Origin of the sequence: Actinophytocola sp., assembly GCF_049647105.1 — a bacterium.
Taxonomy (GTDB): Bacteria; Actinomycetota; Actinomycetes; order Mycobacteriales; family Pseudonocardiaceae; genus Actinophytocola.
In genome coordinates this window covers 1-13606 of record NZ_JBARWZ010000014.1, presented here as the reverse complement: position 1 = coordinate 13606, position 13606 = coordinate 1, and the positions used below count along the sequence as shown (strand labels likewise).

The window sequence follows — 13606 nt, the reverse complement described above, 5'->3', positions numbered from 1 at the left end:
CCGGTGAATGAGCCGATAGGTCGCGGGGAGATGTGTAAGGTCCCGAGATAATTTGGTCCGTGGATCGAGGTCTCATGTCGGAACCGAACAGGCCCGAGGAAGAGGAAGAGGTACGGGAATCACCCCGCAGGCGGCGCAGGACGATGCTGGCGCTCAAGGTCCTCAGTGGCCTGTTCGCCGCGATCCTCGCGATGGTGATCGGCGCGGGCTATCTGATCACCGAACAGCTGGCCGACCAGGTGCGGCGATATCCTGACGTGTTCGTCGGCATGGACGACGCGAGCCGTCCCCAGGAGTCGGCGGGGCTGACCTTCCTCCTGGTGGGCAGCGACTCCCGTGCCGGGGGCGCCACCACCGGCAGCGCGGCCACGGAGCCGGGGTACGCACCAGGTTCGCAGCGCAGCGACATGATCATGCTCGTGCGCATCGACGCCGGCTTCACCACCGCCGCCGCGGTGTCCATCCCCAGGGACGCCTGGGTTCCGGTCCCCGGCCACGGCACCACGAAGATCAACGCGAGCTACTCCTACGGTGGTCCGCCACTGCTCGTCAACACGGTCGAGAATCTCACCGGGGTGCGGGTGGACCACTTCGCGATCATCGACTTCGTCGGGTTCCAGGCCCTCACCGACGCCGTGGGCGGCATCGACGTGAACGTCGCGGCGGCCACCACGTTCAACGGCCTGGAAATGGACGCGGGCCGCAACCACCTGAACGGCGAGGAGGCGTTGAACTACGTCCGCCAGCGCGTCGGCCTGCCCGGCGGCGACCTCGACCGGGCGGCACGGCACCAGAACGCACTGCGTGCGTTCCTCGCGAAGATCGCGACCGGTGGACCGATGAACGACCCGATCCGGTCGCTCAGCTTCCTCAACGAGCTCAGCCGCTGGATCACCGTGGACGACAGCCTGACCAACGAGGGTCTCCGCACGCTCGGTAGCGAACTCCAGGACCTGCGCCCGGAGGGCATCACGTTCCTGACCGCACCGGTGGCCGGGACCGGCTGGGAGGGCGAACAGTCGGTCGTCCATCTCGACGCCGCACGCGGTGCGCAACTGTGGGACCTGTTCAACGCCGGGAAGATCGCGGACTACGTGCGCGCGAACCCCGGCAGCGCACTCGGCCCCACGACGCCGTAGCCGCGGGATCACCTGTGTCGAAGAAGACCAACATACGCAAGGAGAAATTCATGTGCTGCGACTCCGACGGAGAAAGTACCGACACCACGGATGGGCGCGCGCCGGAGCGATCGTCGGTCGCGGTCGACGGACCGCGTAGCCAGGAGTTGGCCCGAATCCAGCTGACCAACGGCAACACGATCGAGTTCGTGGCCGTGGCGGACACCGGCGACGGCGCGGGGGTGGGCGTCCGCGAGCTCGGGGGCGACCCCCGGCCGGGCTCGGCAGCAGTCCTGCGGACCATCGAACTGTCCACACTGGACATCTTCAGGAGACTTGCGCCGGACCACCCTGTCCCGGAGATGCTGGCCCGCTACGCGGATCCGGCGCACCCAGTGGAACGAACCGTGGAGTCCATACCGGAGCCGATCGAGGTGGACATCGATGTCCTCGGCATCGAGGTCGTCGGAGTCCGGTCGGGCGACGCGGGTGGGGGTCCCGGCTCGCAGTACTGCGGTCAGGGCGGCGCCGCGTTGTTCGAGAAGGACATGTGTGACGTGTCGACGTTCCCTGCCAACACCTGGTGGTGGTGTGACCCAGCGGCGAACAACTCCCAACGCGAACGCTGGACGGACGACCACAAGCGCCGCAACTCACTCGGTATCACCTCGACCTGTTTCGGGCCGGGCGCGACAACTCACTACTACCAGAACGTCATCGGCAACTGGAAGGAGCTGTACACCTGGCACCTGCCGACCGGATACTGGCAGTGGACCAGGTGGGAGGGTGATTCCAAAAGGGACCGCAAGATCCGTCATCGTGTCGTCGGGCCGGGAGGAGACGCCTTCACCCGCTCTGTCAGCTTCTTCTACACCTGACCCACGACAGGTCGAGCGGAGAGTCACGTCGTCAGGTACCCAGTACGGGCGGGTATGCCGGCTGGTCGACGGAGAACACGTCATCCGGTCCATCGAGGTAGTCGGCCAACGGCTTCTCCTTGTCCTCGTCGCCGCGGGTGCCTGCTGAGCCCGGCATGACGCCGGGAGCGTGTCCGCCGTTGCCGGGGCGTCCCGGCATGCCAGACGCGCCAACGGACTGGGTCACCGGGCCCACCCCTGCCACCGGTCGTTCGCCGAGAACTCCTGTCTCGCCGCGGAACGGCCCGGCGCCCAGCGGTCCGTTGCCCGGCGGGCCGAACCGGCCGTCGCCGTACGACGGGCGCCCGCCGGACTCGGGGGCGCCCGGTCCGAGGCCCGTACCGGGAGCGTCGAACGACACTGCCGAGGGTGCGGTCGGGGCGCCGGACGCGAACCCTGGCGAGCCCATGCCGGGCGGCGTCTGCGGGCCGGGATCCTGTGGGGCATCGGGAATCGCGGGGTTCGCCGGAGCCGGACGTGCGGGCGGGGCGGGGTCCGGGGCCACCGTCACCGGGGGCGCGGGGCTGAACCGCGGCATGGCACGTTCCGCGGTGTCCGCGTCCTTCTCCAGCCGCTGCATGACGCGGACGGCCTCGTTCTTGGCCTCTCGCCGCTGCTGTTCGGTCGGCAAGCGGTCGGAGTTCAACTGGAGCAGCTTGTACGCGCCTACTGTGCCGTCCTGGACCGTCGCACCCTCGTCGTCGCGGAAGCCAAGTTCGGCTTGCCGGTGTTGTGGTTGGGGCATCCGCATCCTGGCGTCGACCAGGGCGTTGCCGTAGTCGGCCAGTTGTGTGCTGATCGTGCTCGCGCGGGTGGCGGCGTCCTGCGCCCAGGTGAGCAACTTCTGCTGGCTCGCCGCCGCGGCCGCGGCGGCGGGACCCTGCCACGTCTTCAGCAGGTTGTTGAGCTCCGTCTGGAGCTGAACGTTGCGCTCCTCCAGCTTGGCGGCCACCCGCTGCCACTGGTCGACCCGTTCGAACAGCTTCGACGGCTCGGAGCGCATGATCATGCCCCACATCTCCTGGTGGGAGTACCCCTCCCAGAAGACACCGTCGTCAGAGCCCTTCAGGCCGCTGACCACCGACCCGTTGTCGACGATGCCGTACCGCTCCGCCTTCCTGCGCTCAGCCACAGTCGCCCACCGCTCTTCTCAGGTTCGCCGCGTTCTCCTGGTCCCGCGTGGCGTAGGTGACCGCCGCGCTGTTCAGTGCGGCGTCGAGTGCGGCCAGCTCGGCGAGATATCCGTTCACCGCCAGTTCCGCGCCGGTGGCGGCGCTCGCCCGGTCGGTCATGCAGGCCGCCATGCGTTTCGCGATCGGGCCCCACCCGTCGAACTGGTGTCCCGCGAGGTGCCTGACTTCGCCGAGCAGTTCGTGGATGTGGTCGCGGACGTCGCTGACGCACCTGCTGATCCGCACCAGCTCGTCGGGCACCGCGGCCATCGCGTCCGGCGATCCGTTGGCCGTCAGGTCCAGCCGCTCGGCCTCGATCAGCGCGGGCACGTCGCGGTGACGGGCGCCGCCCGCCCTCCTGACGTCGTCGACGCTGTCGATCCCCAGCTCGTCGAGCTTCTCCCGGACGTCCTTCTTGTCGTCAACCTCGTACGACACGACGTGCCTCCCTCGGGGTCGTGTGGCGGGCGTGCTTGCGGGCGTCGAGCGCGTCCTGGAGGTACCGCCCGACGCGGGCGGGGTCGGCGGGCACGAACGTCGTCCACGGCGGTGTTCCGTCCTGGTCGAGGCACAGGAGGACACCACCGCTCTTCGTCGCGTACCAGGACCACACGCCGCGCTCGCGATAGCGTTCGGTGGCCGGGTTGCGCAACGCGACGCCGAACTGCGCGGCCATGCCGTCCGATCTGGCCAGGTCGGCGACCATGTGCACGTCGCGGTCCCGCACGCCGCCGTCGCGGAGAACCCGCGTCAGCTCACCGATGTCACCGGAGTCGACGGCCGAGGACAGCGCCGCGTCCAGCGTGTCCTGCCGGATGGCTGTCGAGCCGCCCTGGAGCTGTCGTGTCGCGGGCAACAGGTCCACGACCATGCCGACGACGGCGTGGTCGGGCACCCGGTCGAGCCGTACCGAGTCCCCCGTCTGCACGGCGACCACCGCCCGGTCCCGGCGGACGACGGCGACGATGTCGGCAGGCCGGGGCCCGCCGAGCCGCCCGTCGAGGACGAGCTCACCGGACGCCAGCAATTGGAGCGCGTTGCGCAGCCCCGGGACGACCTCGCCGTCCTCCATCAGCCCGCGCTCGGCGAGAACCGCCGCCATCGAGGCCACGTGACGCCGGCGCGCGCCGACGGTATCCCCCGTGACGGGGATTTCCAGGGGGTACGGCAACGGCGGCAGGCGCGACGTCTCGACGAGGACATCCACCTCCGCAGTGGACAGCGTCCAACCGGGCAACCTGAACAGCCTCCCGACAATCGTCGAAACACGGGCGCGGTGAGGATTCGCGCCGCCAGGAAACCAGCGCGAAGAAACCCCCCAGGCAGGTTATACGTGGATGGTGAGCGCGCACGCAAGAATTCCGGACGAGATCGGACGAAGTCCGACGGCGGCGGGCTGCGCGAGGGATTCGCGGGTGATCTCAAGAATCTCGTGAACGGGTCCGGAGACGGGCGAGCCGGACACCGCGGCAGAACACCTGCGCGCGGCGCCGGCCATCTTCACGGACCTCCACGCCGAGGAGGTCCGCCCGCCTGTACTCGAATTTCCACGAGCTGTCGGGCAAGCTCCCGGTCAGTCGGTGGCGGACACGAAGATCCGGGCGAGTCTCCCGGTCTCCCACTGCAGGCCGAGTCGATGCTCTGCGAGGTCGTAGTTGACGGTGACCTCGCCGGTGGCGCGGTTCTCCCAGCTGTTGTGCGCAACGGCGCCGCGCGCCCGCACGAAGGCATCGACCGGCCCGCGGTGCCCATCGAGGTCGAGCCCGGAGATCACGCGGTCAGCGCTGCGGCAGTGCGCGACCTCGACAGTGACCTTCTTGACCAGCCCGTCGAGCAACGCGATGTCGACGCCGTCGGGACCCTGGACCACGGGGTCCAGCGCATTCTGCCGGACGGTCGAGCCGGGAAAGAGCCCGCGCAGTTCCGCGTACGCCGCGGAGGTCTCGGACGCACCCAGCGCGGCGCACATGGTCTCGATGACGCCGGTCAGCGACGTCTCCGAGACAGGGGGCGGGTCGGCTGGGAGTTCCTCGGTCTTGCGGGGTGCCGGTCGCGGGTCCGGACCACCGAGTGCGGCCACCCGGTCCCAGATCCAGTCGGCCATCGACGCGGCGACGGGCTCGTCGGGCTGTCCGGGCCGACGCTTGACCAGCGCCCCGAACCCGACGGCGACCAGGTACGCCCCGGCGTCGTCGGTCATCACCTGTTCCCAGACGTCGTTCTCAGGCCAGTCAGGGTGCGCTGCCGGGTCGGCCTCGATCTCGGTGCTCATGGCGATGATCTCGGCTGCCGACATCAGGCGGAACGGCTCGGCCAGCCCCCAGACGGCACCGGAGCCGGGCTGCTGGCCGTCGTGCCAGGCCACCAGGTCCTCCGCGACCATGGCGCCGACCTTGTCACTCTCGGGCTCATCGGAGATCGAGGCCCCTGGTCGCAGGGTGGCGCGCAGGTCGGCGGGCATCACGTCGTCCAACGCCGCCAGCGCGGAGGCCAGGTCGGTGCCGAGCATCTGGTCGCGGAGTTGTTGCCACCCCAGTTCGATCACCCCGGTATTGCGGATGTCGTCCATCGTGATGTCCTTGGCGTGCGCGTTCTCGGCGATCCCTCGCAACGTCCGAGCCGTGCCCATCATGTTCTGCAGCATGTCTTCGGTCGGGTTCTCGCGCAGCAGTCGCAGACCGAGTTGTTCGGCGTCGGCGAACCGGTACTGCACCAGGTAGGCCCAGCCGAGCATCAGAGCGACCCAGGAGTTCGCCGCGTCGGCCCGGATGGCCTCCTCGGCAGCGGGGACGAACCGCTCGGGTGGTGCGAAGCTCCCCAGCAGGTACGCCGCGCGTTTCCCGAACGCCTCGGGGAGCTCGTCCGGTGCCGTCCGAGCACACAGTGCCACCGCCTCGTCGAGTTGGCGCCACCCGTCCTCGTGCTCCCCGCAGAGCGCCTGGGCAGAGCCCAGCTCCATCCAGTCGTCCCAATCCTCGTGGTCCTCGCCCAGCACGGTGTGCGCCCACCGCAGCGCCTCGGCATGATCGCGCTCGGCAAACGCCAGATGCCGAAGGGCACGAGCCGCGTTGATGAACTGGCCGTCGCGGCGACCAGCCACCTGGAGGTAAAGACGCCGCGCCTCGTCAGCCTCGCCACAGATCTCACGATGATTGCCGAGCAACAGCGACACGCTGCTTCGCTCCGGCTGGGCCGCGAGCACCTGCGACGCCAGCTCGGCGACCCTGGGATGCGTCGGCTGTGCTTCGAAGAGCTCCCAGGCCAGGTCAAGGGTTCGCTCGAGGGCATCGTTGTCACTCATCGCATGCCTCGCTTGACCCGGTAAGCCCGGAGTTGATCGAAGGTGCCGTCGTCGACGCCGTACTCCAGCACCGGCGCCACCTGGTCGAACCAGGACGTCGTGGACGGCGTGATGCCGCCGACCGCGGCCAGCATCGCGGCGGTGGTGACCGGCACCAGCTCACCGCTGCTCATCGACTCGACCATCGCCTGTTGCAGGACGGTGGTCGTCAGGTGACTGAGGTCGGCACCGGAGAACCCCTCGGTCGCCGCCGCGACGGCCACGACATCGACATCGTCGGCCGGTTTGCCCGCCAGCACGCCCTGGACGATCGCCGCCCTGGCGACCGCGTCCGGTGGCAGCACCAGCACCGTCTTGTCGATCCGGCCAGGTCGGCGCAGCGCGGAGTCGATGTCCCACGGCCGGTTCGTCGCGGCCAGGAAGTAGACCCCGTCGTTCTCGCTGGCCACGCCGTCGAGCTCCTCCAGCAGCTGAGTGACGAGCATCCGCATCGACTGCGACCCGCCGCCACCGGAGGTACGTCGTCCGCCGAGCGCGTCGAACTCGTCGAAGAAGATCACGCACGGCGCTGCCGCGCGGGCATTGCGGAACACGCTCTGGATGGCCTTCTCGCTCTCCCCGATCCACTTGCTGAGCAGGTCCGCGAGGGTCACGTGGATGAAGGACGCGCCGAGATCGCCCGCGATGGCCCTGGCGATGAACGTCTTGCCGCAACCGGGTGGGCCGTACATCAGCAGCGACCCGCCCGGCTTCTGCCCGAACGCCGCCGCCATCTCGGGATTGCGCAGCGGAGCCAGGAACGTGGTGTCCAGGTGCCGCTTGACCTCGGCGAGACCCGCGACGTCGGCCAGCGTCACCGCAGGACGCTCGGCGTCCCACAGCGACGCCGGCACGGCGGCGCCGCTGTCCTGACGGTCCTCGTCGGCGGGGGTCGGCACCGGTCCCCCGGAGCGTGCCGCCGGCGCCGAGGCCTCGGCGGGCGGCGGCGGATTCGAGGCTCGCAACCGCGCCGCCATCAGTCGGGCACGCAGCAGGCGGATCCGCGCCGGATCACCGCCCAGGGCCTCCAGCGTTTCCAGTTCGGTGGCCGCGCGGCCAGGGTCCTGCGCCAGCAGCAGCGTGACGAAGTCCTCACGCAGCGCCAGATTGCTGGGATCGGCCGCCACCTCGCGCGCGATCACCTCGACGAAGCCGTCGTCTGGACTGGCACCGGTCACCGCGCGGCCCCTTCGATCCAGCCCTTGAGCAGACCCAGGTTCGCCAGCGGGATGTAGTGACCGAGCCGAGGATGGTCCAGCGTCACACCGACGACCCCGGCCTTGCCGAACGAGGCGACATAGTCGATCGCGGTCGGCATCGGCACGCCGAACAACGGCACCGCGCCACCCTCCGGGTCGGCGAGCCCGAGGACGCGGGCGGCTTCGCTCGCCCCCGCGGCGCTGCTGTAGAGGCAGATCACCGGCCCCTGCTCGGCGGCCACGACATAGGGACGGGGTTGGTCGGCTCCGCCCCGCGCGATGAAGAACCAGTGCTCCAACCCGGTCACCTGCCGCCAGAGCGCGATCTGCGCCGTCGTGTCTCCTGCTGGCGCTGCTTTGACCGCCTGGTCGAGGCGGTCCAGCTCGGCGACCATCTCGGGGTTGTTGTCTCTGGTCATTCGGTGCTCTCTCGTCTGCTCATGCTGTCCGCGCGTCCGGGTTCAGGCCCAGAGACAAGCATGCCGTCGATCACGACGAAACAGGCGGTCGGACATGTCACAGTGGACACAGTTTCTTCGCACATCGACCAGGCCACCCGGCGATCACTCGGTGCGCCTACCGCAGCGCTTTCCGTCACGTCCCCAATGGACGGAGCCTTCAGTGCCCTGGAGTACTTCCATCGCCCAGCCGTTGGGCCGAACGACGGCCGGCAGCTCCGCGTTTGTCACCGGAACTCCACGCGCCCCTGTTCTCCCCACATGGCCGCGCCGATACTCCGGTCATGCGCTGGCTCCTCACCGCGACGGTGACACTACTCGCCGCACTGACGCTCTCCGCTCCGACGGCCACGGCCGAGCGTGTGCGGTGCGCGGCCGCGACGTCCGACCAGGGGACGTTGTGCCTCCTCCCCGCCCCCGCCGACTGGGAACGGGTACGGAACGGTTTCATGTCGTGCCCGAGCTGCCAGGCGTACGGCCGGCAGGGCGTCGAGCAGGGCCGGTGGTCCGACTACCACTGCGAGGGCCGGGTGCAGGGACTCGACTACTACTACGACCTCTACGTCCCGCCAGGGGAGTCGGCGCGGCGCGGATGACCGGCCGCGGCGGTGACCAGGAAGTAGTCCAGTAGTCCTTCTGTGTAGGCACGCAGGTAGTTCCTCGGCCAGGAGTCGGCGTACTTGGTGCTCGCGACCCATCGGTCGTAGCCGGGCCAGACGTGAACGCCGATCGGCACCGCGGATATTTCCGAGAACCCACTCGCCGCGAGGAAATCCAGCAACGACGGCAACGAATGCGGAACGTCAAGTCCGGTGGCGAAAGAGTCGAGCAGGCCGCTGAGCCGGTCGCCGAGCCCGGCTCGCATGGCGAAGAACGTGGACACCGCGATTCGGCCGCCGGGCACGAGTACCCGAGCGGCCTCGGCGACGAATTCCTGATGGGACGGAAAATGCTGCGCGGCCTCGACCGAGTAGAGGCAGTCGACGCTGTTGTCGGGAAACGGCAACGACGACGCGGACCCGAGCCGGAAGCTCAACCGCCCGGAATTGTCGGCCCTGCTCCCCTGCGCCCGGCGCACCTGCTCAGGATGGGCATCCACACCGTGCACCTGCGCAGGCCCGAACTCCACCAACGCCAGCGCACACCCGAGCCCCCGGCCACAACCTACTTCGACCAAGCGACTGGACTCCTCCACACCGACGGCACCCAACACCAAGCGGTACAGGTCCTCCTGACTACGCACACGATCGGCTTCCCCCAAGGGGGCGTCGATGTCGATCGACTCCCAGTAGCCAAAGTTGATGAAGCCCCCTGCGAAACAGGGATCCCGGCTCAAATCTTCCTTCCCGTACACAGATTCGACCACCGGCGACAGCCCTGAGGACATCTCACTCTCTCGCATGATTTCGAGGATACACAGCGTTACCCCCAAGATTTTCCAACATGTTCAACATGCGGGACGTCGTCCTGGCACCCCAACGCCATCCGACTTCTCGCCGACCCCGGTCCAGCACCATCGAGGATGCGGCGTGAAGTCGGGTTTTCTTCGCCACACTCGCGGCAGGCAACTCGTCGTTCTCCACCGCGGACAGTTCGATGACGCGATTCGTGTAGCGCTCCAGCCATAGTTCGGCAGCCCGTTGCATTGGCTGGATGGACGATTCGACGCTGGGGCCTACCTCCACCGGCTCGCGCGGTCGCGTTGTTGAGCAGCCCTCGCCTTCGACGAAGGTGATCTAACGGGGTAGCAGACCGGCACGGCGGCCGATGGACAACGCGGCGACCGGGTCCGGCGACGCGATGGCCGCGCCGATCGCGGCCGCGACTTGGCCTACACCGCACACGATTTCACCGCGCGCTGTGACAAGCTCGGCATTCGACAGTCGATGAACCCGGATCGTGTTTCGACAACGCAGCGGCCGAGTCGTTCGTCGACCGGCAAGCGGCGCGAGCACGGAGTTCTAATAACACGCATCCGTCCGAATCTGGGCCCCGACGCGAAAAACTGAAGCGGGCAGCACACACTGCCTGGACCGTATCGTTTTGCGTGCGTTCAACCACGATCACCCGTGCGGGTGAAGACAAATTTCGGCTCAGCAGGCTGTTCCGTCGCCCACTAACATCGGATTCGTCGAGCGCCTGGTGACCCTGCCTGCGGCCACCGTTGTTCGAATTCGGATTCCCACAATAGAAACACGAAGAAGGACACTGGGTGGCACCCAGGGTAAGGAAGGAGACGGGTGGGAGACAAGAGATCGCCGGGGGGCGACGCAATACCTGGCCTCAGTCTGGTGCGGACTGTGTATGCGCAGCGGCTCTGGACTTCGGCACGATGAACGACCGCGACACAACCGTACGGTCCCGGACGCTGACCGCTCGGCTCCACCTGGCGCTGAAGGCCAAGGGCTGGACCGTGGCGATGCTCGGTCAAGCTATGGGGTGGACCCAAAGCAGGACCAGTCGGTTCTTGTCATGCAAGCGAGGGACGAATGTCCTCGATGTCGCCACTGCCCTCGGCCATCTTGGTGTGCGCGGAACGGACCGCGATGAAATCCTCGACCTGGCGGCCAGTCCCTACGAGTGCAGTTGGTGGCGGGAGCACGGCGACCGGCTTCCGGCACAACTCCCTGTCGTGAGCAGCCAGGAAGGGTCCACGACAGCGATAGATTCGTTTCACCCCACGTTGGTGCCCGCACTGCTCCAAGTCCCGAACTACACCCGGGCACTGCTCCGCGCGGGATCAGCAGTGCATCCCGGCGAAATCGACAAGCACGTGGCCTTGTTGAACCACCGGCAAACCGTGATCGACCGCAAGGAACCGCCCCGGCTGCAGTTCATTGTCGAAGAGCACGCCCTGACTCATTCACGTGCCGAGCGCCGGACTGCGGTAGACCAGGTCCACCACCTGCTCCGGCTATCCGACCGACCCCACGTCACGATCCGAGTGCTCCCCGACGGCGCGGGCCTGATCCGCGGATACCCGGCGTTCGCGCTGCTCTCCTTTAGCGATGGCAAGCCCGCTGTGTATCTGGAGATGCTGAACGTAGCGGGATTCCTCGAACAACCCACCACCGTGGAGGTCTTTCACCGCGCATTCGCCGACCTGGAGAACACCGCGCTCGATGAGCACGGCTCGCGGACCTGGCTCAGCGAGTTCACCGCCTCCAGCACACCCTGACGACTACGTACGGTCACATCGACATGACGTATAGTGGATGGTTGCGGGTTGGGTAAGTGGGGATGGGGACGATGCTGTGGGCCACAACGGGGATACTGTCGCGCCGAAATCAGAGAGACTGTCGGACGGATCGTCTGACGAGCCCGGATTCGTCCCTCAGCAACTGCCGGCTCCGCCGGTACACTTCACCAACCGCGTAGATGAACTGGCTCGCATGGGTGAGGTACGACCACGCGGGAGACGTGCGCCGCGATTGATCGTTATCAACGGCCCCAGCGGTGTCGGCAAGTCCGCATTGGCCCTGCACTGGCTCGACAGTGAGCTCGATCGGTTACCGCATGGCGCGCTGTATGCCGTGCTGACTGAATCGACGGGTCACCCGGTGGCCGCAGAGGATGTGCTTGGCCAGTTTCTGCGAGCACTGGGTGTGTTGCCCGACCGAGTGCCTGGGGCCATGAGCGAGCGCGTGGCCCTGTTCCGTTCCATGACCGCTCGCAGGTCGATCGCGGTACTGCTCGACGACGCGTACTCTGCGGGTCAGGTCAGGACACTTCTGCCGGCCTCTGGGACGAGCGTGGTCGTCGTGACGAGCCGACGTCCGCTCGCTGGGTTGTTGCCAGAGGGCGCGGTCATGATGACCACCGAGCCACTGGATCCGGCAGCCGCCGCGGACCTGATCGAACGCCACGTCGGGGAGAGCCGTCTCGACGCGGAGCGGGCGGCGACCGAGGCGCTGATCAACCGGTGCGAAGGCCTTCCGATCGCACTTGCCGTCGCGGCGGCGCTGATGGTCTTACGGCCCCGGCGTTCGATCGCCGAACTGGTGGCCGAACTCGACAACGAGCGACGTCGACTGGATGTGCTGTCGGTCGACGAGGACCTGTCGGTACGTACGACATTCGACGTCTCCTATCGGCTTCTTTCCCCAGCAGCCGCACACGCCTACCAAGCGTTGGGTATGCACCCTGGTTCATTGGTGACCACCGAGTTGCTCGCAGCAGCGTGCTCGATCATTCCCGCATATGTCGCCACCGCAATTGATGCTCTCGTCGACGCACAGGTGCTCCGCGAGCTCGCTCCGCACATCTACCACTGCCACGACCTGCTCCGAACTCACGCGCGCACGATCGCCTATCAGATGGTGTCAGCCGAGGACAGGGCGACAATGGAACGTCAGGTGTTCGAGTGGCACCTGTTCGCCGCACAGGCCGCAAGCCGGACCGTCATGCCGGCCCGAAGATCACTCGAGTTCGACTTCACGTCGCGCTATGACCTTCCCGTCGGCATCGATGATCACAACGGAGCGCTCGCCTGGCTTGAACGGCACCGTCTCGACCTGGCAGCAGTAGTGCGAGCCGCGGTGACGCGAGGCGACAACGAGATCGCTTACAAGCTGGCGGACGCCATGCAGCCGCTGTTCATCCTGCACAAGCACAACCGCGAAGCGGTCGAGGTGAACGGCCTCGCGGTGACCGCCGCCAGCAGGTGGGGCAACTGGCCCGCCGAAGCAAACATGCGCAAGAGGTTGGCACGCGCGCACCTGCGCCTCGAGGAACTCGACGACGCGCGCCAGCACATCGATCAGCTCCTCCACGACGCGCAGAGCAGAGATGACCATCGTGCTATCGCCAGCGGGTTGAAGACCCTCGGCGGACTGCACGCACGACGAGGAGAGCACGAGCAGTCGGTCCTCATGTTCGAGGAGGCCACCCGGCTCATGCGTGATATCGGCTCTGCCCGTTCGTTGGCGTTGGCGCTCATCGACGAGAGCCGAGCCCTCCTCGACCTACGGTGCTCCGAACAGGCCGCCGTCCGCTTGGCGGAGGCGGTGAGTCTCCTCGGCGCGCTCGACCCGCCCGACCCGTACAACACGGCCCGGGCAACCCGGCTGTTGGCCCAGTCCCACCTGCTTCAGGGCGAGCCTCAACCAGCGCGCCGACTACTCGATGACGCACTCGCTCTGCTCCAGCAGGTCGGGGCCGACCACGAACTCGCCGCCACGCACCACGCGCTCGCCGACGTGCACGACCTGAGCGGCGACCCTGATCGCGCCGGGCACCACCGGGCGCAGGCGGAAAACATTCTGCGGCCCGATGGCTAGTGCCCCGTCAAGGTGAAGTGGGTCGTTTGTCCGTGGATCCAGGTGGTCGCTGGCAAGGCGCGGGAAAGCCGCTCGTACCGGGTTGTACTTGGGCTTTCCCGCAACGCCGCCAGCGGCCGCCTG

Annotated in this window: 12 protein-coding genes; 5 read left to right on the top strand and 7 right to left on the bottom strand. The window is 67.7% G+C overall.

The window, feature by feature from the left end:
• Positions 1–74: 74 nt before the first annotated feature.
• Together WBA97_RS01300 and WBA97_RS01295 are read left to right on the top strand one after the other, a co-directional pair.
• A complete protein-coding gene (locus WBA97_RS01300) occupies positions 75–1139 on the top strand; it encodes an LCP family protein (protein WP_424228762.1) in 1065 nt (354 codons plus the stop codon).
• 50 nt (positions 1140–1189) lie between these two features.
• A complete protein-coding gene (locus WBA97_RS01295) occupies positions 1190–1996 on the top strand; it encodes a hypothetical protein (RefSeq protein ID WP_424228761.1) in 807 nt (268 codons plus the stop codon).
• A gap of 31 nt (positions 1997–2027) precedes the next feature.
• Here WBA97_RS01295 and WBA97_RS01290 read toward each other — a convergent pair whose 3' ends face one another.
• The 6 genes from WBA97_RS01290 to WBA97_RS01265 form a co-directional block, all read right to left on the bottom strand.
• Positions 2028–3167 carry a PPE domain-containing protein gene (locus WBA97_RS01290; protein ID WP_424228760.1) on the bottom strand — a complete coding sequence of 380 codons (1140 nt, stop codon included), beginning with the start codon at positions 3165–3167 and terminating at the stop codon, positions 2028–2030.
• Positions 3160–3645 carry a hypothetical protein gene (locus WBA97_RS01285; RefSeq protein ID WP_424228759.1) on the bottom strand — a complete coding sequence of 162 codons (486 nt, stop codon included), beginning with the start codon at positions 3643–3645 and terminating at the stop codon, positions 3160–3162. The genes WBA97_RS01290 and WBA97_RS01285 overlap by 8 nt, the downstream gene beginning before the upstream one ends.
• The gene (locus tag WBA97_RS01280; protein WP_424228802.1) at positions 3629–4414 is read right to left on the bottom strand and encodes an ESX secretion-associated protein EspG; all 786 of its coding nucleotides are present in this window, start codon (positions 4412–4414) and stop codon (positions 3629–3631) included. Before WBA97_RS01280 ends, WBA97_RS01285 begins: the two co-directional genes overlap by 17 nt.
• Positions 4415–4780: 366 nt before the next feature.
• Entirely contained in the window at positions 4781–6508 is a 1728-nt protein-coding gene (locus WBA97_RS01275) for a tetratricopeptide repeat protein (protein ID WP_424228758.1), read from the bottom strand.
• Entirely contained in the window at positions 6505–7725 is a 1221-nt protein-coding gene (locus WBA97_RS01270; protein ID WP_424228757.1) for an ATP-binding protein, read from the bottom strand. Before WBA97_RS01270 ends, WBA97_RS01275 begins: the two co-directional genes overlap by 4 nt.
• Positions 7722–8165: a hypothetical protein gene (locus WBA97_RS01265; RefSeq protein ID WP_424228756.1), complete on the bottom strand. Its 444-nt coding sequence runs from the start codon at positions 8163–8165 to the stop codon at positions 7722–7724. Before WBA97_RS01265 ends, WBA97_RS01270 begins: the two co-directional genes overlap by 4 nt.
• 323 nt (positions 8166–8488) lie before the next feature.
• Here WBA97_RS01265 and WBA97_RS01260 point away from each other — a divergent pair, with 323 nt between their 5' ends.
• On the top strand, positions 8489–8800 hold the full coding sequence (locus WBA97_RS01260) for a hypothetical protein (protein ID WP_424228755.1): 312 nt from the start codon (positions 8489–8491) through the stop codon (positions 8798–8800).
• On the opposite strand, the gene WBA97_RS01255 is transcribed toward WBA97_RS01260, so the two are convergent.
• The gene (locus WBA97_RS01255) at positions 8764–9636 is read right to left on the bottom strand and encodes a class I SAM-dependent methyltransferase (RefSeq protein WP_424228754.1); all 873 of its coding nucleotides are present in this window, start codon (positions 9634–9636) and stop codon (positions 8764–8766) included. The two genes, WBA97_RS01260 and WBA97_RS01255, sit on opposite strands and share 37 nt — an antisense overlap.
• A gap of 900 nt (positions 9637–10536) precedes the next feature.
• Between WBA97_RS01255 and WBA97_RS01250 the strand changes: the two genes are divergently transcribed.
• Positions 10537–11382, top strand: a complete 846-nt coding sequence (locus WBA97_RS01250; RefSeq protein ID WP_424228753.1) for a DUF5753 domain-containing protein — start codon at positions 10537–10539, stop codon at positions 11380–11382.
• Between the two features lie 253 nt (positions 11383–11635).
• Positions 11636–13483, top strand: coding sequence for a tetratricopeptide repeat protein (locus WBA97_RS01245; RefSeq protein WP_424228752.1), 1848 nt, complete (start codon positions 11636–11638; stop codon positions 13481–13483).
• Positions 13484–13606: the final 123 nt, after the last annotated feature.

Coding starts and splice junctions, on each gene's coding strand:
- WBA97_RS01295 (WP_424228761.1), top strand. CDS start 1,190: ATGTGCTGCGACTCCGACGGAGAAAGTACCGACACCACGGATGGGCGC.
- WBA97_RS01300 (WP_424228762.1), top strand. CDS start 75: ATGTCGGAACCGAACAGGCCCGAGGAAGAGGAAGAGGTACGGGAATCA.
- WBA97_RS01250 (WP_424228753.1), top strand. CDS start 10,537: ATGAACGACCGCGACACAACCGTACGGTCCCGGACGCTGACCGCTCGG.
- WBA97_RS01260 (WP_424228755.1), top strand. CDS start 8,489: ATGCGCTGGCTCCTCACCGCGACGGTGACACTACTCGCCGCACTGACG.
- WBA97_RS01265 (WP_424228756.1), bottom strand. CDS start 8,165: ATGACCAGAGACAACAACCCCGAGATGGTCGCCGAGCTGGACCGCCTC.
- WBA97_RS01275 (WP_424228758.1), bottom strand. CDS start 6,508: ATGAGTGACAACGATGCCCTCGAGCGAACCCTTGACCTGGCCTGGGAG.